The organism is Escherichia sp. E.sYA108, assembly GCF_011754335.1.
Lineage (GTDB): Bacteria > Pseudomonadota > Gammaproteobacteria > Enterobacterales > Enterobacteriaceae > Escherichia > Escherichia coli.
Map to the genome: position 1 here is coordinate 2,408,867 of NZ_JAAQVZ010000001.1, position 19,920 is coordinate 2,428,786.

Annotated in this window: 21 protein-coding genes; 8 read left to right on the plus strand and 13 right to left on the minus strand. The window is 51.1% G+C overall.

Annotation, left to right across the window (positions count from 1 at the left end; translation table 11 throughout):
- Positions 1–21: 21 nt before the first annotated feature.
- On the plus strand, positions 22–918 hold the full coding sequence (locus HBM92_RS11305; RefSeq protein WP_000250640.1) for an aldo/keto reductase family oxidoreductase: 897 nt from the start codon (positions 22–24) through the stop codon (positions 916–918).
- Between the two features lie 80 nt (positions 919–998).
- Entirely contained in the window at positions 999–1,520 is a 522-nt protein-coding gene (sodC, locus tag HBM92_RS11310) for a superoxide dismutase [Cu-Zn] SodC (RefSeq protein ID WP_001298528.1), read from the plus strand.
- Here sodC and HBM92_RS11315 read toward each other — a convergent pair whose 3' ends face one another.
- Genes HBM92_RS11315 through HBM92_RS11325 form a run of 3 tightly spaced genes read right to left on the minus strand, consistent with a single transcriptional unit; the run spans position 1,521 to position 4,629 of the window.
- Positions 1,521–3,533, minus strand: a complete 2,013-nt coding sequence (locus HBM92_RS11315; protein WP_000994343.1) for an FUSC family protein — start codon at positions 3,531–3,533, stop codon at positions 1,521–1,523.
- Entirely contained in the window at positions 3,533–4,390 is an 858-nt protein-coding gene (locus HBM92_RS11320) for an HlyD family secretion protein (protein ID WP_001304337.1), read from the minus strand. Before HBM92_RS11320 ends, HBM92_RS11315 begins: the two co-directional genes overlap by 1 nt.
- Positions 4,391–4,392: 2 nt before the next feature.
- Positions 4,393–4,629, minus strand: a complete 237-nt coding sequence (locus HBM92_RS11325; protein ID WP_000670994.1) for a DUF1656 domain-containing protein — start codon at positions 4,627–4,629, stop codon at positions 4,393–4,395.
- Positions 4,630–4,829: 200 nt separating this feature from the next.
- Between HBM92_RS11325 and slyA the strand changes: the two genes are divergently transcribed.
- Positions 4,830–5,264, plus strand: a complete 435-nt coding sequence (gene slyA / locus HBM92_RS11330) for a transcriptional regulator SlyA (protein ID WP_000445640.1) — start codon at positions 4,830–4,832, stop codon at positions 5,262–5,264.
- Between the two features lie 46 nt (positions 5,265–5,310).
- Here slyA and slyB read toward each other — a convergent pair whose 3' ends face one another.
- Positions 5,311–5,778 (minus strand): outer membrane lipoprotein SlyB, encoded by a 468-nt coding sequence (gene slyB, locus HBM92_RS11335; RefSeq protein WP_000597201.1) that lies wholly within the window; start codon positions 5,776–5,778, stop codon positions 5,311–5,313.
- A gap of 273 nt (positions 5,779–6,051) precedes the next feature.
- Between slyB and anmK the strand changes: the two genes are divergently transcribed.
- The 5 genes from anmK to pdxY all read left to right on the plus strand — a co-directional run bounded on the left by anmK (position 6,052) and on the right by pdxY (position 10,628).
- Entirely contained in the window at positions 6,052–7,161 is a 1,110-nt protein-coding gene (anmK, locus tag HBM92_RS11340; protein ID WP_000835061.1) for an anhydro-N-acetylmuramic acid kinase, read from the plus strand.
- Between the two features lie 97 nt (positions 7,162–7,258).
- Entirely contained in the window at positions 7,259–7,588 is a 330-nt protein-coding gene (mliC, locus tag HBM92_RS11345) for a C-type lysozyme inhibitor (RefSeq protein WP_000061974.1), read from the plus strand.
- A gap of 58 nt (positions 7,589–7,646) precedes the next feature.
- Positions 7,647–8,303 carry a pyridoxamine 5'-phosphate oxidase gene (gene pdxH / locus HBM92_RS11350; protein WP_001282316.1) on the plus strand — a complete coding sequence of 219 codons (657 nt, stop codon included), beginning with the start codon at positions 7,647–7,649 and terminating at the stop codon, positions 8,301–8,303.
- 128 nt (positions 8,304–8,431) lie between these two features.
- On the plus strand, positions 8,432–9,706 hold the full coding sequence (gene tyrS, locus HBM92_RS11355; RefSeq protein ID WP_001339629.1) for a tyrosine--tRNA ligase: 1,275 nt from the start codon (positions 8,432–8,434) through the stop codon (positions 9,704–9,706).
- Positions 9,707–9,767: 61 nt separating this feature from the next.
- Entirely contained in the window at positions 9,768–10,628 is an 861-nt protein-coding gene (pdxY, locus tag HBM92_RS11360; protein WP_001443142.1) for a pyridoxal kinase PdxY, read from the plus strand.
- A 43-nt stretch (positions 10,629–10,671) separates the two neighbouring features.
- On the opposite strand, the gene gstA is transcribed toward pdxY, so the two are convergent.
- The 9 genes from gstA to rsxA all read right to left on the minus strand — a co-directional run bounded on the left by gstA (position 10,672) and on the right by rsxA (position 19,893).
- On the minus strand, positions 10,672–11,277 hold the full coding sequence (gene gstA, locus HBM92_RS11365) for a glutathione transferase GstA (RefSeq protein ID WP_000765756.1): 606 nt from the start codon (positions 11,275–11,277) through the stop codon (positions 10,672–10,674).
- Positions 11,278–11,382: 105 nt separating this feature from the next.
- Positions 11,383–12,885 (minus strand): dipeptide/tripeptide permease DtpA, encoded by a 1,503-nt coding sequence (dtpA, locus tag HBM92_RS11370; protein WP_000100937.1) that lies wholly within the window; start codon positions 12,883–12,885, stop codon positions 11,383–11,385.
- Positions 12,886–13,495: 610 nt separating this feature from the next.
- A complete protein-coding gene (gene nth / locus HBM92_RS11375; RefSeq protein WP_001030339.1) occupies positions 13,496–14,131 on the minus strand; it encodes an endonuclease III in 636 nt (211 codons plus the stop codon).
- On the minus strand, positions 14,131–14,826 hold the full coding sequence (rsxE, locus tag HBM92_RS11380) for an electron transport complex subunit RsxE (protein WP_001289647.1): 696 nt from the start codon (positions 14,824–14,826) through the stop codon (positions 14,131–14,133). Before rsxE ends, nth begins: the two co-directional genes overlap by 1 nt.
- 3 nt (positions 14,827–14,829) lie before the next feature.
- Positions 14,830–15,450, minus strand: coding sequence for an electron transport complex subunit RsxG (gene rsxG / locus HBM92_RS11385; protein ID WP_000920791.1), 621 nt, complete (start codon positions 15,448–15,450; stop codon positions 14,830–14,832).
- Between the two features lie 3 nt (positions 15,451–15,453).
- Positions 15,454–16,512: an electron transport complex subunit RsxD gene (rsxD, locus tag HBM92_RS11390; protein ID WP_000231933.1), complete on the minus strand. Its 1,059-nt coding sequence runs from the start codon at positions 16,510–16,512 to the stop codon at positions 15,454–15,456.
- Positions 16,513–18,741, minus strand: coding sequence for an electron transport complex subunit RsxC (rsxC, locus tag HBM92_RS11395; protein WP_000915828.1), 2,229 nt, complete (start codon positions 18,739–18,741; stop codon positions 16,513–16,515). It lies immediately after the preceding gene.
- Complete coding sequence (rsxB, locus tag HBM92_RS11400; RefSeq protein WP_000991093.1) at positions 18,734–19,312, minus strand: electron transport complex subunit RsxB; 579 nt, start codon at positions 19,310–19,312, stop codon at positions 18,734–18,736. Before rsxB ends, rsxC begins: the two co-directional genes overlap by 8 nt.
- Complete coding sequence (rsxA, locus tag HBM92_RS11405) at positions 19,312–19,893, minus strand: electron transport complex subunit RsxA (protein ID WP_000133193.1); 582 nt, start codon at positions 19,891–19,893, stop codon at positions 19,312–19,314. The genes rsxB and rsxA overlap by 1 nt, the downstream gene beginning before the upstream one ends.
- Positions 19,894–19,920: the final 27 nt, after the last annotated feature.

The following is a 19,920-nucleotide window of genomic DNA, read 5'->3' on the forward strand; positions in this document are numbered from 1 at the left end:
ATCTGATAAGAGGAAGCGATTATGGTTCAGCGTATTACTATTGCGCCGCAAGGCCCGGAGTTTTCCCGTTTTGTGATGGGCTACTGGCGATTGATGGACTGGAACATGTCCGCCCGCCAGTTGGTCAGTTTTATTGAAGAGCATCTGGATCTCGGCGTGACCACCGTGGACCATGCTGATATTTATGGTGGCTATCAGTGCGAAGCGGCGTTTGGCGAGGCGCTGAAACTGGCACCTCACCTGCGTGAACGGATGGAAATCGTCAGTAAATGCGGTATCGCGACGACCGCGTGTGAAGAAAACGTCATTGGCCATTACATCACTGACCGCGATCACATCATTAAGAGCGCCGAACAGTCGCTAATTAATCTCGCGACCGATCATCTGGATCTGCTGTTAATCCACCGACCAGACCCGTTAATGGATGCCGATGAAGTGGCGGACGCCTTTAAACATCTGCATCAGAGCGGCAAAGTGCGTCATTTTGGTGTATCAAACTTTACACCTGCGCAATTTGCGCTGTTGCAATCACGCCTGCCATTTACTCTTGCCACTAATCAGGTGGAAATATCCCCGGTGCATCAGCCGTTACTGCTGGATGGCACGCTCGACCAACTGCAACAACTGCGTATTCGTCCGATGGCGTGGTCCTGCCTTGGTGGTGGTCGTCTGTTTAATGATGATTATTTCCAGCCGCTGCGTGATGAACTGGCTGTGGTGGCAGAGGAGTTAAACGCGGGCTCGATTGAACAGGTAGTTTACGCCTGGGTACTACGTTTACCGTCGCAGCCGCTGCCAATTATCGGCTCAGGTAAAATTGAGCGCGTACGGGCAGCTGTCGAAGCAGAAACACTGAAAATGACCCGTCAACAATGGTTTCGTATCCGTAAAGCGGCACTAGGTTACGACGTACCGTAAGCACTTTTAGGAATAGCCGCCGTTCAAAAATGTGTCACTGGTTTACACTTATTCAGGAATGCACAATGAACGGAGGTCCTATGAAACGTTTTAGTCTGGCCATTCTGGCGCTGGTTGTTGCGACCGGCGCACAAGCTGCCAGTGAAAAAGTCGAGATGAACCTCGTCACGTCGCAAGGGGTTGGGCAGTCAATTGGTAGCGTCACCATTACTGAAACCGATAAAGGTCTGGAGTTTTCGCCCGATCTGAAAGCATTACCTCCCGGTGAACATGGCTTCCATATTCATGCCAAAGGAAGCTGCCAGCCAGCCACCAAAGATGGCAAAGCCAGCGCCGCAGAATCCGCAGGCGGGCATCTTGATCCACAAAATACCGGTAAACATGAAGGGCCAGAAGGTGCCGGGCATTTAGGCGATCTGCCTGCACTGGTAGTCAATAATGACGGCAAGGCGACCGATGCCGTCATCGCGCCTCGTCTGAAATCACTGGATGAAGTCAAAGACAAAGCGCTGATGGTCCACGTTGGCGGCGATAATATGTCCGATCAACCCAAACCGCTGGGCGGTGGCGGTGAACGCTATGCCTGTGGTGTAATTAAGTAATTAAGAAGCCAGCGTACCTTGCGGCGGTGCTTGCTCAAGTTGCGAAAGCGAGCAGTACAGCCGCCAGACAATTGCCGCTAGTTCTCGGGCGGCAGGTTGATGATGACGGGCAAGGCTGTCGCAAATTCGCTGTAATTCTTCAAGTGTGGCCGCCAGTGATTTTTGCTGAACGCCACGCTCACTCATCACTCCCCGCAACAGTGAAATACAGTTATCCCGTACTCGCGATAACGGATCGGAACGCGATTCCCAGTCGCGCAATTGCCAGACAACATGAGAACAGTTCAGCAACACTACACCCCAGCGTAATAACCAACGGCGAGCCAGCGCATCCTGGCTGTTACTCAACTGACTGACGTGATGATAAGTGAGCGATTCAAATTCGCTTTCACTCAGTGTTGGATGGCGGCTTAGTTGATCGACAAAATCCCGGCGCAGCGCGCGAATATGGCGGCGGCTTTTACGAGCATCCGATCCTGGACGCAGAATGGCGAACGCTAACCACGCCAACGCGACGCCAACAATTTTTGCCAGATTATCGTTAAGAAAATCAGCAAAATCATACACGGGGGGATTAGTGACAGCGATAAACGAACCCATAAAAACAATCAGTTGCCCCCACAGTGCGGCAAATTTGGACATCTGCAATTTAAGAAGCTGCATCGTCGCCAGCAGTGGAAAGAGAAACAGTAAAAATTGCCACAGATCGCTAATCTGCACCATCAGGCCAAATTTGACCACAAAGCTGAATAGCGAAAGTAACACCAGCGTGCGCATCAGCAGTGACAACGACTTAAACGGTGCCGCGACGGCGGAGTAGAGTACGCAGCTAATCGCTGCCAGCGTTAATGCATTGGCACCTGCATCCCATTGCGAAGCAATACTCCATGCGCCAATCATCATCAACGTACAAAATGTACGCAGCCCGCTCCACATAGCTTCGGCGTTATCGGTATGACGAGCCAGGCCGGATGTCCGTGGGAGTCTGGCACGATCATCTACACCGCTTTGCAGACGATGTAATTCCTGACTACTTTGCAGATAAAGGCGGCAAAAATAACGTAGTCGCTGCCAGAAGGCGATGTGCCGGTAGTCGGCGACGTTGGTCGGGCGTAGTGGGGAGATAATACGTGTGACGGTGTAAACATCTGTTTGCGAACTGGCGAGCGCCGTCAGCAGCTGTTCGAGAATTTCTCGCGTGGCATCTGGCGGTGAGGGCCAGTTGAGCAACATACGTCGCAGGCTGGAGATGACACTGGTCATACGTAATTGCTGGTGGAGTAGCGCATTAAGGCGTGCGTTTTGCTGGCGAAAACGATAGTGGCTCCAGAAAGCCTGGATACGCAGCAAATTCATGGTCAGTATCTGCCCAATCACCCCTTCATGTGCAGCACGAATGGCATCGGTTGTTTCAGGCCGCCAGAGTAAACTGGCATGTTCCAGTAATCGGGCGTGCATGTTTTTCAATGCGGTTAAAAGGGCTGTAGCATCGGAACTGCTCGGCAGGATCATCATCATCATGCCGCCGCACAAAATACCGACTATCACCTCGCAAACACGCGCCTGAGCGATATCCCACAGCTGGCTGGCCTCAGTAATATTAACCATCGGAAAGGCGATGATGGCAGCCGTGTAGCCCGCCAGTTGAAATGCATACGCGACGTTATTCGTGAAGTGCGCACAGGCCCAGGTACAAAAGCCAAGCCACGCCGACATGCTCAATAGAAAAAACCACGGCTCATTGAGCGTATGTCCGGCAAGAAGCAGTGCCGCAATGGCTCCGAGCAAACTGCCAGCGATGCGTCCGAGGCTTTTGCTGATGACACCGCCAACGGTGGGAAAGCTAACCACCGCAGCCGAGGTCATCGCCCAATAGGGCTCATCAAGATTCAAATAATAGGCAACCGTCAGCGCCAGACACATGGCAATGGTATTGCGTAACGCATAACGCCATTGCGCCAGCGTGGCCCTGAACCAGGGCAAATTGCGCAAGGACCATGACGATGCGTTCATTATTGACCTACGGCAATGCTACAGGTGGTGCCCGACACCAGCGTGACATCGCCTGGGACTTTATCCAGCGTAAAGCGGACGGGAACGCGTTGGGCGAGGCGAACCCAGGGGACGTTAGGTTTCACATCCGGAATAAGGCTTGAGTCACTTTCAACGCTCTGATCATAAATCGCCCGACCGATACTGGACACGTGACCCTGTAACGTTTTGTTATCACTATAGAGGGTAATTTGTGCTGGTGCACCTTCGCGGATATGGCGCAACTTGGTTTCTTCAAAATAACCAATGACGTAAAACGAGTGGCTGTCGACAAGGGCAAACAGCGGTTTCCCGGTGTCAGCGTAGTCGCCGATGCGGGTAGTGAGATTAGTCACCCATCCACTCACCGGGGCGCGAATTTCCGTTTGTGCCAGTTGCCATTGTGCCTGTTTCAGCGTCGCCTGTGCGGCATCAACGCTGGCCTGCATCGCTTTAACATTGAGGTTAGCGGTATCGAGTTCTTCGGCAGAAATAAAATTTTGTGAGAGATGACGACGACGATTCGCTTCGTTATTGGCTTTTGCGAGGTCAGATTGCGCTTTCGCCAGCTGAGCCTGTGCGTTCAGCTCGGCGATCTGAAAGGGCGTTTTATCGATCGTGAGCAGAAGATCCCCCGCGTTAACCAGCTGGTTGTCTTTTATATTCAGCTCAATAATACGTCCCGACACCTGTGGGGTGATAGAAACCTGTTCTGCGCGTATTTTCCCGTCGCGTGTCCACGGAGATTGCATGTAATAATTCCACAGCCACCATCCGGCAAGAACCGCAACTACCGCTACAATGATTGTTGAGAAATACTTAATTGTTTTAATTGACATAGTTACCACGCAATCAGTATTGCCAGAGCAAGGCAAACGCAAATCGCAAACAGCGATAAATCCATTAACAAGGGATGCCAGATGTCACCAGCGTAGATCCAGCCACGAAGCAGGCGGTGTATGACAAGCCAGATGACGAATCCAAACGCGAAGGCTTTGAAAAACGGAGGAAAGTAGACGGATGCACCGAACACCAGATCTTGTAAGGGCAATCCTGTTGCATTGAGCATAAACTTCACAAAGTAGATTCCTTTACGACAGAATATATTGCGTTAGATTAATAAATATTCTTTAAGTGCGAAAAATTTACGCGCAATTTCTGAAAAATATGTCTGACGGTAACCAAATGCAGCAATACATTTGTTTTAGCAATACAATTGCTGCACACTATTCTAAAAGCCGCATAATATCTTAGCAAGCTAATTATAAGGAGATGAAATTGGAATCGCCACTAGGTTCTGATCTGGCACGGTTGGTGCGCATATGGCGTGCTCTGATAGACCATCGCCTGAAACCGCTGGAGTTAACACAAACCCATTGGGTTACGTTACACAATATCCATCAGTTACCTCCAGACCAGTCGCAAATTCAACTGGCAAAAGCGATTGGCATCGAGCAGCCATCACTGGTCCGTACGCTGGACCAACTGGAAGAAAAAGGGTTAATTTCGCGTCAAACTTGTGCCAGCGATCGTCGGGCTAAACGTATTAAACTGACGGAAAAGGCAGAGCCATTGATCAGCGAAATGGAAGCCGTTATTAACAAAACCCGCGCGGAAATTTTACATGGCATCTCCGCAGAGGAACTGGAACAACTGATTAAGCTCATCGCAAAACTTGAGCATAATATCATTGAGTTACAGGCCAAAGGGTGAAATGAAGGGGGCGTGTGGTCAGTAACCTGACCACACGCAAACTTATTTAGCGCGGGGAAACGGTCACCTGACTGCCATTGCTGGCCAGTACGACACGTTGGCCTGGAGAGAAATGAGTGTTCCCTTGTTTCTGTACCACCATGATGGTGTTGCCATCATCTTTACGAATTTCCAGCTCGACACCCTGCGTTTTGTTCATTGCACTCTGTACGCCCTGACCGGCTACACCACCTGCAACAGCCCCTGCTGCAGTAGCCAGAGAACGCCCGGTTCCGCCGCCAATAGTATTTCCCAGGAAACCACCAAGTACAGCACCACCAATTGCGCCGATAACGTTGGAATCATCACCGCCCTGAATCTGTACCTGACGTACATTAACGATGGTGCCATAGCTGACATTCTGTACTTGTTTCGCTTCAGAAGCGGTATAAACATCCCCTGACAGGGTGTCGTTATTAACACAACCGACAAGAGACAGACCTACCATTGAAACAACCAATACGCGTTTAATCATTGAAAAATCTCCTGTTCACCATGAAACGCCACGCAAGCATCCCTCATGGTCAAAGTATATGGCATATGTGAATCCATGGTTACATGTTCTACCAAATATGAGCAAATCATAATGAAAGTAGGATCAACCAATTATAAACAAAATATTCATGATGATTATTGATTTGAAGATAATGTTTTACTACCAACGGTAAAAATTGGTCATTCCGCATGGTATTCACGAAAAGTTTATGTTTGAGTGGTGCGCAAACGTCAGATTGAAAAAGGATGAACTATGAAATCGGGCCGCTTTATTGGCGTTATGTCAGGCACCAGCCTTGATGGTGTTGATGTTGTGTTGGCGACAATTGATGAACACCGGGTCGCACAGCTGGCAAGTTTGAGCTGGCCGATCCCGGTGTCTCTGAAACAGGCTGTACTGGATATTTGCCAGGGCCAGCAGCTTACACTTTCGCAGTTTGGACAGCTTGATACTCAACTTGGGCGACTTTTTGCTGATGCGGTCAATGCCTTGCTTAAGGAACAAAACCTGCAGGCGAGAGATATAGTTGCGATCGGCTGCCACGGTCAAACCGTCTGGCACGAACCGACGGGCGTGGCACCACACACTTTACAGATTGGCGATAACAATCAAATTGTGGCGCGCACCGGAATTACGGTTGTCGGTGATTTTCGCCGTCGCGATATTGCCTTGGGAGGACAAGGTGCACCGCTGGTACCTGCGTTCCATCATGCGCTGCTGGCTCACCCAACCGAGCGACGAATGGTGCTCAATATTGGCGGCATCGCCAATCTGTCACTGCTCATTCCTGGCCAGCCGGTTGGGGGCTACGATACCGGTCCTGGTAACATGCTGATGGATGCCTGGATCTGGCGTCAGGCCGGTAAACCTTACGATAAAGATGCCGAGTGGGCACGGGCGGGTAAAGTTATTCTCCCACTGCTGCAAAATATGCTCTGCGACCCATATTTCTCGCAACCCGCACCGAAAAGCACCGGACGCGAATACTTTAACTACGGCTGGCTGGAGCGCCATTTGCGCCATTTTCCGGGGGTTGATCCCCGTGATGTGCAGGCCACACTGGCAGAACTCACCGCCGTGACCATTTCTGAACAAGTTTTGTTGAGCGGTGGCTGCGAACGATTGATGGTATGTGGTGGAGGTAGTCGTAATCCGCTACTCCTGGCGCGTCTGGCGGCATTACTGCCAGGCACAGAAGTCACCACCACCGATGCCGTTGGCATTAGTGGCGATGACATGGAAGCATTGGCGTTCGCCTGGCTTGCCTGGCGAACGCTGGCGGGATTACCAGGAAATCTGCCTTCCGTCACTGGCGCAAGCCAGGAGACGGTACTGGGGGCTATTTTCCCCGCTAACCCGTGATATCAGAGTTAACTGAATTTTTCTTACCGCGTCTGCCGTTACACTTGGAACGTTAGGGAGGGCGTATTGCCCTCCAGACCAGGAAAGTCTTCGGGATATGTCTATGAAAAAACTGTTACTGATCTGTTTGCCGGTGCTTCTCACCGGCTGTAGCGCGTTCAATCAACTGGTTGAGCGCATGCAAACCGATACGCTGGAATACCAGTGTGATGAAAAACCGTTGACGGTCAAACTGAATAATCCGCGCCAGGAAGTCAGTTTTGTTTACGATAATCAACTACTGCATCTCAAACAGGGCATTTCAGCGTCTGGTGCACGTTACACCGACGGAATCTATGTTTTCTGGTCGAAAGGCGAGGAAGCGACTGTCTATAAACGCGACCGCATCGTCTTGAATAACTGTCAGTTACAAAATCCGCAGCGTTGAGATTTTTCCAGGGGCGGCGCACAATAGCGTCACCCACTGACAATCCGTAAAGAAAACCATGTCTGATAACGACGAATTGCAGCAAATCGCGCATCTGCGCCGTGAATACACCAAAGGCGGGTTACGCCGCCGCGATCTACCCGCCGATCCATTAACCCTTTTTGAACGTTGGCTCTCTCAGGCTTGTGAAGCCAAACTGGCTGACCCTACCGCGATGGTGGTCGCTACCGTGGATGAACATGATCAGCCTTATCAGCGCATTGTTTTACTCAAACATTACGACGAAAAAGGCATGGTGTTTTACACCAACCTCGGCAGCCGTAAAGCACATCAAATCGAAAATAATCCGCGCGTTAGCCTGCTGTTCCCGTGGCATACCCTTGAACGCCAGGTGATGGTGATCGGTAAAGCGGAACGACTTTCGACTCTCGAAGTGATGAAATATTTTCATAGCCGCCCGCGTGATAGCCAGATTGGGGCATGGGTTTCGAAGCAGTCCAGTCGCATTTCTGCCCGCGGTATCCTTGAAAGTAAATTCCTGGAGCTGAAGCAGAAGTTTCAACAGGGCGAAGTGCCATTGCCAAGTTTTTGGGGCGGTTTTCGCGTCAGCCTTGAACAGATTGAGTTCTGGCAGGGCGGTGAGCATCGCCTGCATGACCGCTTTTTGTACCAGCGTGAAAATGATGCGTGGAAGATTGATCGTCTTGCACCCTGAAAAGATGCAAAAATCTTGCTTTAATCGCTGGTACTCCTGATTCTGGCACTTTATTCTATGTCTCTTTCGCATCTGGCGAAAAGTCGTGTACCGGCAAAGGTGCAGTCGTTATATACATGGAGATTTTGATGGCAAGCAGTAACTTGATTAAACAATTGCAAGAGCGGGGGCTGGTAGCCCAGGTGACGGACGAGGAAGCGTTAGCAGAGCGACTGGCGCAAGGCCCGATCGCGCTCTATTGCGGCTTCGATCCTACCGCTGACAGCTTGCATTTGGGGCATCTTGTTCCATTGTTATGCCTGAAACGCTTCCAGCAGGCGGGCCACAAGCCGGTTGCGCTGGTAGGCGGCGCGACGGGTCTGATTGGCGACCCGAGCTTCAAAGCTGCCGAGCGTAAGCTGAACACTGAAGAAACTGTTCAGGAGTGGGTGGACAAAATCCGCAAGCAGGTTGCCCCGTTCCTCGATTTCGACTGTGGAGAAAACTCTGCTATCGCGGCGAACAACTATGACTGGTTCGGCAATATGAATGTGCTGACCTTCCTGCGCGATATTGGCAAACACTTCTCCGTTAACCAGATGATCAACAAAGAAGCGGTTAAGCAGCGTCTCAACCGTGAAGATCAGGGGATTTCGTTCACTGAGTTTTCCTACAACCTGTTGCAGGGTTATGACTTCGCCTGTCTGAACAAACAGTACGGTGTGGTGCTGCAAATCGGTGGTTCTGACCAGTGGGGTAACATCACTTCTGGTATCGACCTGACCCGTCGTCTGCATCAGAATCAGGTGTTTGGCTTGACCGTTCCGCTGATCACCAAAGCAGACGGCACCAAATTTGGTAAAACTGAAGGCGGCGCAGTCTGGTTGGATCCGAAGAAAACCAGCCCGTACAAATTCTACCAGTTCTGGATCAACACTGCGGATGCCGACGTTTACCGCTTCCTGAAGTTCTTCACCTTCATGAGCATTGAAGAGATCAACGCCCTGGAAGAAGAAGATAAAAACAGCGGTAAAGCACCGCGCGCCCAGTATGTGCTTGCAGAACAGGTGACACGTCTGGTGCATGGTGAAGACGGTTTGCAGGCGGCAAAACGTATTACCGAATGCCTGTTCAGCGGTTCCTTGAGTGCGCTGAGTGAAGCGGACTTCGAACAGCTGGCGCAGGACGGCGTACCGATGGTTGAGATGGAAAAGGGCGCAGACCTGATGCAGGCGCTGGTCGATTCTGAACTGCAACCTTCCCGTGGTCAGGCGCGTAAAACTATCGCCTCCAATGCCATCACCATTAACGGTGAAAAACAGTCCGATCCTGAATACTTCTTTAAAGAAGAAGATCGTCTGTTTGGTCGTTTTACCTTACTGCGTCGTGGCAAAAAGAATTACTGTCTGATTTGCTGGAAATAATGCATTAAGTGGAAAGGGGGAGTGAGAAATCACTCCCCCTGGTTTTTATACAGGGAACATGATGAAAAATATTCTCGCTATCCAGTCTCACGTTGTTTATGGTCATGCGGGTAACAGTGCGGCAGAGTTTCCGATGCGCCGCCTGGGCGCGAACGTCTGGCCGCTGAACACCGTTCAATTTTCTAATCACACCCAATACGGCAAATGGACTGGCTGCGTGATGCCGCCCAGCCATTTAACCGAAATTGTGCAAGGCATTGCCGCCATTGATAAATTACACACCTGTGATGCCGTATTAAGTGGCTATCTGGGATCGGCGGAGCAGGGTGAACATATCCTCGGTATCGTTCGTCAGGTGAAAGCAGCGAATCCACAGGCGAAATATTTTTGCGATCCGGTAATGGGTCATCCGGAAAAAGGCTGTATCGTTGCACCGGGTGTCGCAGAGTTTCATGTGCGGCACGGTTTGCCTGCCAGCGATATCATTGCGCCGAATCTGGTTGAGCTGGAAATACTCTGTGAGCATCCGGTAAAGAACGTCGAAGAAGCGGTTCTGGCAGCGCGCGAACTCATTGCGCAAGGGCCACAAATTGTGTTGGTTAAACACCTGGCGCGAGCTGGCTACAGCCGTGACCGTTTTGAAATGCTGCTAGTCACCGCCGATGAAGCCTGGCATATCAGCCGTCCGCTGGTAGATTTTGGTATGCGCCAGCCGGTAGGTGTTGGTGATGTGACGAGCGGTTTACTGCTGGTGAAACTGCTTCAGGGGGCAACGCTGCAGGAGGCCCTGGAACATGTGACCGCTGCAGTATACGAAATCATGGTGACCACAAAAGCAATGCAGGAATATGAGCTGCAAGTGGTTGCTGCTCAGGATCGTATTGCCAATCCAGAACATTATTTCAGCGCAACAAAGCTCTGAAATATCTCATTTCGGCCCACAACGACCTGTGGGCCGATGGCTATTACTTTAAGCCTTCCGCTGACAGCGCGTCTTGTACTTCCGGACGTTCAGCCATACGTTGCATAAATGCCGCAATGTGCTCTAACCCTTCCAGATTCAGTTTCACCGCGTATGCCCAGCGCAGAACCGTAAACAGATAGGCATCAGCAATTGTAAATCGTTGCCCGCAGATCCAGTGCTCATCCTTCAGTGCCTCGTTCACATATTGCAGCTTCTTCTCCAGCTGCGCGCGAACTGTCGATTTGTACTCTTCCGGTGTATCAGGGCGAAACAGAGGTGTGAAACCTTTATGCAGCTCGGTGGCGATGTAATTCAGCCATTCGATGGTTTTATAGCGGGAAATACTGTTTACCGGTGCCAGCAACTGGCGGTCGGGGACGCTGTCGGCAAGATACTGCATAATCGCTACGCCTTCCGTCAGCAAAGTACCATCGTCCAGCAGCAATGCAGGTACCTGTCCCTTAGGGTTAACGGCAAAGTAATCGTCACCGTTTTCGAGACGTTTTTTCATTAAATCCACACTGACGAGCGTAAAATCCTTTCCGCTCTCACGCAGGGTGATATGGGAAGCGAGAGAGCAGGCGCCCGGTTTGTAGAACAATTTCATCGGTAACTCCTTTTGTCTGTGGTTTAAAGTATGGTAGTGCGTTGCTGAACAAAAAAAAAGCCGCTAACGAAAAGTTAGCGGCTTGTAAAAGAGTTTCCCTGAATTTTACGCTACGGCTGCTTTCGCCGCTTTGTCTGCAGCGTCATCCTGCGTCATGCGGTGCAGTTTCGGCGCGGTAAACAGCATCAGTACTGCAATAACGGCAGTAGCGACACCAATCTGCAAGAATACGCGACCATAGACTTCCAGTGACATCAGCGGATCGGTAACGTTATCCGGCACAGCCATCATACCTGCAACATAACCACCAATCAGGTTTGCACCGGCAGTGGTCAGGAACCAGCTACCCATAATGAAGCCCATCAGACGCTGCGGAACGAGTTGTGCAACCATTGCCAGACCCAGGCCAGAGATCATCAGTTCCCCGATACTCTGCAGGCCATAGCTCGCGACCAGCCAGCTTACAGACACGATACCAGCGTCAGACGCGAATTTCGCACCCAGCGGCAGAATCAGGAACGCACCAGAACACATCACCATGCCGATAGCAAACTTGGTTGGCATTGGCAGGGTATCGCCCATCTTGTTATAGATAGCGGCCAGAATCGGGCTACCAATGATGATCCAGAACGGGTTCAGTGCCTGATACTGCTCAGGTTCTACGGCCAGGCCCAGAATGGTGTGTTCAACGTTACGAATCGCAAAGAAGTTCAGTGACGTTGGCATCTGGCTATAAAGCACGAAGAAGATAATGGCTTCGAGCATCAGGATGAAGGCAACGATCATTTTACGACGCGCAGCACCTTTCATCGCGAAGGCTTCTTTACCGAAGATAACCACGATACCGAAGGCAACAACGCCCAGCGCCATACGCGCAACTTCCTGATTGTGCAGCAGCCAGGTGGCGATAGCGATCAGTGCCACAACACCAATAATGGTCAGCAGCAGGTTACGGTAGTTGATAGGCTCGAAGTCTGGTTTTGAACCGTACTGTTTAACCCAACGTTGGCAGAAGGCGAAGTTAACGATAGTGATCAGCAGGCCTACAACGCTCAACGCAAACGCAACACTCCAGCCGTATTTCGCGGCCAGCCACGGCGTAGCAATCATAGAGAAGAAAGAGCCGATGTTGACGGACATGTAGTACATGGTGAATGCACCGTCCAGACGCGGGTCGTTTTTCTCATAGCATGTAGAAAGCAGAGAAGACGGGTTAGCTTTAAACAGGCCGTTACCGACCGCAATAGCCGCCATACCCATATAAACGATACCAGCGTCGTGACCAGACCAGGCAACCAGAGCATAACCAATCGCCAGCACAATAGCGCCGAGCATAATTACGCGTTTAGTACCCAGTACCTTGTCACCTAACCAGCCGCCGATAGCGACCAGACCATAAACCAGGGCACTAAAGGAAGAGAAAAGGGTGATTGAATCCGCTTCAGACATACCCAGTTGTTTAACCAGGTAAACAGCCATAATTCCTTGTAGGCCGTAATAACCAAAACGTTCCCATAACTCAATCGAGAAGATGAGATAGAACGCCTTAGGTTGTTTAAAAGCGTTCAAACTGACGCTTTCAGTTGGTTTTTGGTTTGCAGTGGACACTTTTACCTCTTTTTTTACATCCCATATTAACGGGGGTGCTTTCTCGCGTTATGTCTAAAAAACATACGCGCAATTGTTATAGTGGGAGGGGAAACGGCAGGTAATGTTCACTATCTTGCACTTTCAGACAAGTCCTTTGTAATAATCTGTTACATATAACTGAGGCGGGGAATTCAACCATTCCGGGAAATGTTATCCAGCGTTAAATTTTTCAAAAAACGTAACGGCAGATTTTTTCACTACCCTGAGAGGGTGATGATGGCTTAATGGCGATATGTTCTACTATTTGGCGTTTTTCCTAGTGAGATAGTCCAGTTTCTGAAAAATAGCCAGTGTAATGTTTTGTAGGTCAATATTTGTTGCGTGTGTAAATTTAAATGATTTTAACCTGATTCTTGCAATGTTTTTACATTGCCACAGCATCGTGATCTTGATCACGAATGAATAGAAAATTTCGCTATTAAAAAAACAATTAACCTGCATTTTTGGTTATCTGCAAACGGATTACCTGATGATAACGCTAAGCAATGGCATCATTGACGTTAAAAAGATGTTTTAAAAGAGGATAAAGAAAGGTTATGAATGGGGTAATCGGTGTTACCCCTGATCTTTAGATGTCAACTTTCTCTTTGTATTCACAAAGATCTTCAATAATACAAGAGCCACAGCGAGGCTTGCGGGCAATGCAGGTATAACGCCCGTGCAGGATCAACCAATGGTGGCAGTCGACTTTAAACTCTGCCGGAACCACTTTCAGTAGCTTTTCTTCTACCTGTTCGACGTTTTTCCCCGGCGCAAATTGTGTACGATTACAAACGCGGAAAATGTGCGTGTCGACAGCAATAGTCGGCCAGCCGAATGCAGTGTTTAATACGACGTTGGCTGTTTTACGACCTACACCAGGCAGGGCTTCAAGCGCAGCACGATCTTCCGGAACCTCGCCATTATGTTGTTCCAGTAATATACGGCAGGTTTTGATGATATTTTCTGCTTTGCTGTTATAAAGGCCAATCGTTTTGATATAGGTTTTCACCCCTTCAACGCCCAGTTCAAGCATCGCTGCAGGCGTATTAGCCACCGGGTAGAGTTTCGCCGTCGCCTTATTAACACTGACATCGGTCGCCTGAGCGGAAAGCAGTACGGCAATCAGCAATTCAAAAGGCGAACTGAAATTAAGCTCGGTGGTGGGATGAGGATTGTTCTCACGCAGGCGAGTGAGGATCTCCAGGCGTTTTGCTTTGTTCATCAGACATTCCCTGTTTCACCGTTTGGCAATGCACGTTCGGCAACTGCTTCAGTACGGCGCTTTTTCATTTTTTCATCAATCAGGTATTTTCCTGCCAGCATCAGTCCCAGGCCAATAAATGCACCTGGTGGCAGCATCGCCAGCAGGAAAGGGGAGTCGGTGTGGAAAATCTCCACGCGTAATACTTTCGCCCAGCTACCTAACAGCGCATCTGCACCGTCAAACAACGTGCCATTGCCGATAATTTCGCGTAGTGAACCCAGCACGAACATGGCGCAGGTTGCGCCCATACCAATTGAAAAGCCGTCCAGTGCCGAAAGCGCCGGACCTTTTTTGGCGGCGAAGGCTTCAGCGCGGCCCACAACGATACAGTTAGTGACAATCAGCGGAATAAAAATCCCTAATGATTGATACAGGCCAAAGGCGTAGGCGTTGATCAGCATCTGTACAGCGCTGACCACCGAGGCGATGATCATCACGTAAATGGGAATGCGGATCTCGGCGGGCGTCCAGTGACGCAGCGTCGAAATGGTCAGGTTGGTTAGCGTCAGTACCAGCGTAGTCGCAAGTCCTAAACCCAGAGCGTTAGTGGCAGTGGACGTGACCGCCAACAGCGGACAAAGGCCGAGCAACTGGACCAGCGCAGAGTTGTTTTTCCACAACCCCTGAACAATAACGTCTTTAATTTCGCTCACGTTTTATTCTCCACAGGCAGGAAGTTGAGAAAGTTGTGCCGGTAACGTCTGAGCGTACAATCCGGCGCGTTTTACCGCATTAACCACCGCGCGGGGAGTAATCGTCGCGCCGGTGAACTGGTCGAAATCACCACCATCTTTCTTCACCGCCCAGTTCGCATCATCCGCACCACTGATTTTTTTACCCGCAAAATGGGTGATCCAGTCAGAAAGGCGCAGTTCGATTTTATCGCCAAGCCCTGGCGTTTCGTGGTGCTCAGTCACGCGCGTGCCAAGTACCGTGCCGTTAAAATCGGCTCCCACCAGCAGCTGAATCGCACCGGAATAGCCATCTGGCGCGGTTGCTTCCAGAACGGCAGCTACCGGTTTGTCATCCTGTTTGGCGATGTAAACCCGATGCTCACCTTTACCTAACTCTGGCGCAGTTACCAGATAGCAACTCTGTGCCAGCGCATTGTTATAGCGTTCAGCTGGCAGCACCTGATCAAATAACGCCTTTTGTTGCAGACTGGCCTGTTCAGCAATTGTCGTTTTGGTCATCTGGTTGATGGCCGCAGTTAACCCTGTTGAACCCGCTGCAAAGAGCGCCAACGTAATGCCGTGTTTTCGGATAGTTTTCAGCATGGTTTACCCTTTGCGATGGCCGTAGACGCGCGGACGCGTGTAGTAATCGATCAGAGGAACCGTGATGTTCGCCAGCAGGACGGCAAAAGCAACGCCGTCAGGATAGCCGCCGAAACTGCGGATCATCCAGACTAATAAGCCCGCCAGCGCGCCGAAAATAAGACGACCACGATTGGTCGTAGAAGCGGTAACCGGGTCAGTCAAAATAAAGAATGCGCCGAGCATGGTCGCTCCAGACAGCAGATGAATTTGCGGTGCTGCCAGTGTTTCTGGTGAGAACAACCAGCCCAACGTTGCGCATAACGCCAGCGTTACTAAGAAGCTGAGGGGAATATGCCAGCGAATCGCTTTCTGCCACAGCAACCATACGCCGCCAGCCAGCCAGGCGAGATTTACCCATTGCCAACCAACGCCCGCCAGAATACCGCTGTAGATCGGATATTGCATAATCTGTTCAACCGAATGACCTGCGCGGACAGAGGTTTTGAATGTATCCAGCGGTGTCGCCTGACTAATGCCATCAATACCTAAGCGTAGCGTGTTCATATCACCACCACTGGCGGTATGACCGCTGAAAATAACCTGTATGGCGTCGATAAAACCAGGGATGTTGACCGCAATTTCATGTGGCGGTAACCAACTGGTCATCTGCACCGGGAAGGAGATCAGTAAGACCACATAACCAATCATTGCCGGATTAAACGGGTTTTGCCCCAGACCGCCATACAACTGTTTAGCGATGATCACCGCAAACACCGTACCCAGCACGACCATCCACCATGGCGCGAGGGGGGGAATACTTACCGCCAGCAATAAGCCTGTCAGCAATGCTGAGTTATCTTTCAACGTTGCAGCTACCGACTGCTTGCGTAGTTTGAGGACGAGAGCTTCGGCCAGAAGAGCACTGACCGACGCCAACAGGATCTGAACGAGAGTACCCCAACCAAAAAACCACAGTTGCGCTGCGATTCCTGGCACGGCTGCGAGCAATACCAACAGCATAATGCGCGATGTCTGGCGCTGGTTATGGGTATAAGGGGAGCTAGCTATTCTGAATACCATTTAGTCCTCGTTTACAACCTTTTGCTGGGCGGCTTTTTTGGCCTGAACGCGGGCAATAGCCGCAGCAACTGCCGCTTTGCGTGGATCAACCTGTTCTTCTGGTTCCGCATTAGCCTGTTGTTGCTGTTCCAGCTTGCGCGCTTTGGCGCGTGCAATAGCCGCTTCGACGGCGGCTTTGCGCGGATCGACCTGTTCTTCTGGTTCCGCATTAGCCTGTTGTTGCTGTTCCAGCTTGCGCGCTTTGGCGCGTGCAATAGCCGCTTCGACGGCAGCTTTGCGCGGATCAATCTGTTCTTCTGGCTCCGCATTAGCCTGTTGCTGTTCCAGCTTGCGTGCTTTGGCACGGGCAATAGCCGCTTCGACAGCGGCTTTGCGCGGATCAATCTGTTCTTCTGGCTCCGCATTAGCCTGTTGCTGTTCCAGCTTGCGTGCTTTGGCACGGGCAATAGCCGCTTCGACGGCGGCTTTGCGCGGATCAATCTGTTCTTCTGGCTCCGCATTAGCCTGTTGCTGTTCCAGCTTACGTGCTTTGGCGCGGGCAATAGCCGCTTCAACTGCAGTTTTACGTGGATCAGCAACGGTTGCAGCGTCGTTAGTTTGCTGCAGTTCTGCCTGTTTCGCTCTGGCTTGCGCTTTACGGGCTTCCCGTGCTGCAATAATTGCACTGTTATCCGGGCGTTCGCCCGCTTTAATCACAATAGGCTGTGTAGCCTGGGCCTGTTTCTCTTTCACCCGCGCCAGAGCGGCAGCAATCGCATCTTTATCTTTGGCTGCAGGTTGAACGGCTGCGCTCTTATGTCGTTCAAGGCGAGCCGCTTTTTCGCGCTCCAGACGAGCCTGGCGCGCTTCGAAACGCGCTTTGGCTTCTGCGGCGCGCTTTTCTTCCTGACGAATAGCCGCAATTTCAGCTTTTTCCTGACGGAAATATTGCACCAGGGGGATATTGCTCGGGCAAACCCACGCGCAAGCCCCACATTCAATGCAGTCGGCAATGTTATGCGTGGTGGCTTTATCGTGTTGCTGACCTTTGCTGAACCAGTACAGCTGTTGCGGCAAAAGATCCGCAGGGCAGGCGTCAGCACAGGCGCTACAACGGATGCAACTTTGTTCTTCCTGTGGTTCGCCAAGTTCATTGGCAGAGGGAGCCAAAAGACAGTTGGTAATCTTTACGACCGGGACATCCAGCCACGGCAAGGTAAAGCCCATTAGCGGGCCGCCCATAATCACCATTTGATCGGCAGAGGGGCAGAATCCGGCATCATTCAATAAATGACGCACTGGCGTACCCAGCCGTGCCCAGACGTTGCCCGGGCGAGCGATTGCTTCGCCAGTCAGGGTCACGACACGCTCGGTAATCGGCTCGCCATCAATAACGGCACGTTTCACTGCATAAGCGGTGCCGACGTTTTGCATTAATACGCCGATATCGGATGAACGCCCGCCATGTGGAACCTGCTTCCCGGTCAGAATGTAGGTTAATTGTTTAGCACCGCCAGAAGGATATTTGGTGGGAATCACCCGCAGAGAAATATCGTGAGAGTCTGCCAGCACCGCACGCAGCATGGAAATCGCCTGCGGTTTGTTATCTTCAATACCGATAAGAATTTCGCGTGGCTGCAGAATATGCGCAAGGATGCGGATACCCTCTACGACCTGAGCCGCACAATCCTGCATCAAACGGTCATCGGCGGTAATGTACGGCTCGCACTCAGCAGCGTTGATAATCAACGTTTCAATCTTATCTCCACCGCCCTGCAATTTAACGCCTGTCGGAAATCCCGCACCACCCAGCCCGGCAACACCAAACTGATGAATGCGCTCGATTAACTCTTCGCGACTGCGAGAGCGATAATCGGCCCAGCCGTCGCGCGGGATCCAGCAGTCTTCGCCATCGGCATCAATAATCACACTTAATTCAGCTAAAGCTGAAGGATGAGACGTAGAGTGGGGCGCAATAGCCGTAACGGTACCCGAGGTGGGCGCGTGAACAGGCAGCATTTTGCCGCGACCACGGGTAAGCGGCTGGCCGCGCAATACTTTATCGCCGACGCTAACGCACAACTCACCTTCAGCGCCAATATGTTGTTTCAGTGGAATGACAAAACGCTGCGCCAGTGGTACCTGGCGCAGGGGCGTACCGTTGGACTGGGTTTTCATCTCCGGTGGATGGATGCCGCCGTTGAAATCCCAGATTTTATTTTTTCTGAATGCAGAGAATAACTTAAGCATGGTGTTCCACGGGAATGATACGCACGGGAATGGTGTTCAGATCCCATTTCCAGGAGTCAGGAGTTTCTGCGACCGGTTGCAACGAGATGCAGTGCGTCGGGCACGGATCAACACATAAATTGCAGCCCGTACAGAGATCACTCATTACCGTATGCATGGCGCGGGTAGCGCCAACGATGGCGTCTACCGGACACGCCTGAATACATTTAGTGCAGCCAATACAGTTATTTTCATCAATAACCGCCACCATCCGCGCTGGCGTTAGCTCTGGCGCTTCGCCATCCAGCGGCTGCGGCTCGACATTAAGCAACTCGGCAATTTTTAGCATCACAGCTTCGCCACCTGGGGCGCAACGGTTGATTTTTTCACCGTTACAGCTGATGGCTTCCGCGTAGGGGCGACAGCCGGGATAACCGCACTGACCACACTGGCTCTGCGGTAAGATTTCGTCAATTTTCTCAACGACCGGATCGTCTTCCACCGCAAAACGGCGGGAGGCATAACCCAGAATGGCGCCAAACGCCAGGCCCAGCAGGCTCACGGCGGCAACGGCAATCCAGAAAGCATTCATTACAACTTCACCAAACCACTAAAGCCCATAAAGGCCAGAGACATAAGACCTGCGGTAATTAACGCAATGGCATTACCGCGAAAAGGTGCCGGGACATCAGCCACAGCAAGGCGTTCGCGGATGGCGGCGAAGAGCACCATCACCAGCGAGAAACCGACAGCGGCGGAAAAACCGTACAGCGCTGACTGCAAGAAATTGTGCCCGAGATTGATATTCAGCAACGCCACGCCGAGCACGGCACAGTTGGTGGTGATAAGCGGCAAAAAAATCCCCAGCAGACGGTAAAGTACCGGGCTGGTTTTGCGCACCACCATTTCGGTGAACTGCACAACCACAGCAATCACCAGAATAAACGCCAGGGTGCGCAGGTAAATCAGATTAAGTGGGATCAAAATCCACGTATCGATAAGCCAGGCGCAAATAGACGCCAGCGTCATTACAAACGTTGTTGCCAGCCCCATGCCCATCGCGGTTTCCAGCTTTTTGGAAACCCCCATAAACGGACAGAGACCGAGAAACTTGACCAGTACAAAGTTATTGACCAGTACAGTTCCGACAAACAGTAACAGGTAGTCAGTCATTTTTCGGCCTGAAATAAAAAAGCCGCC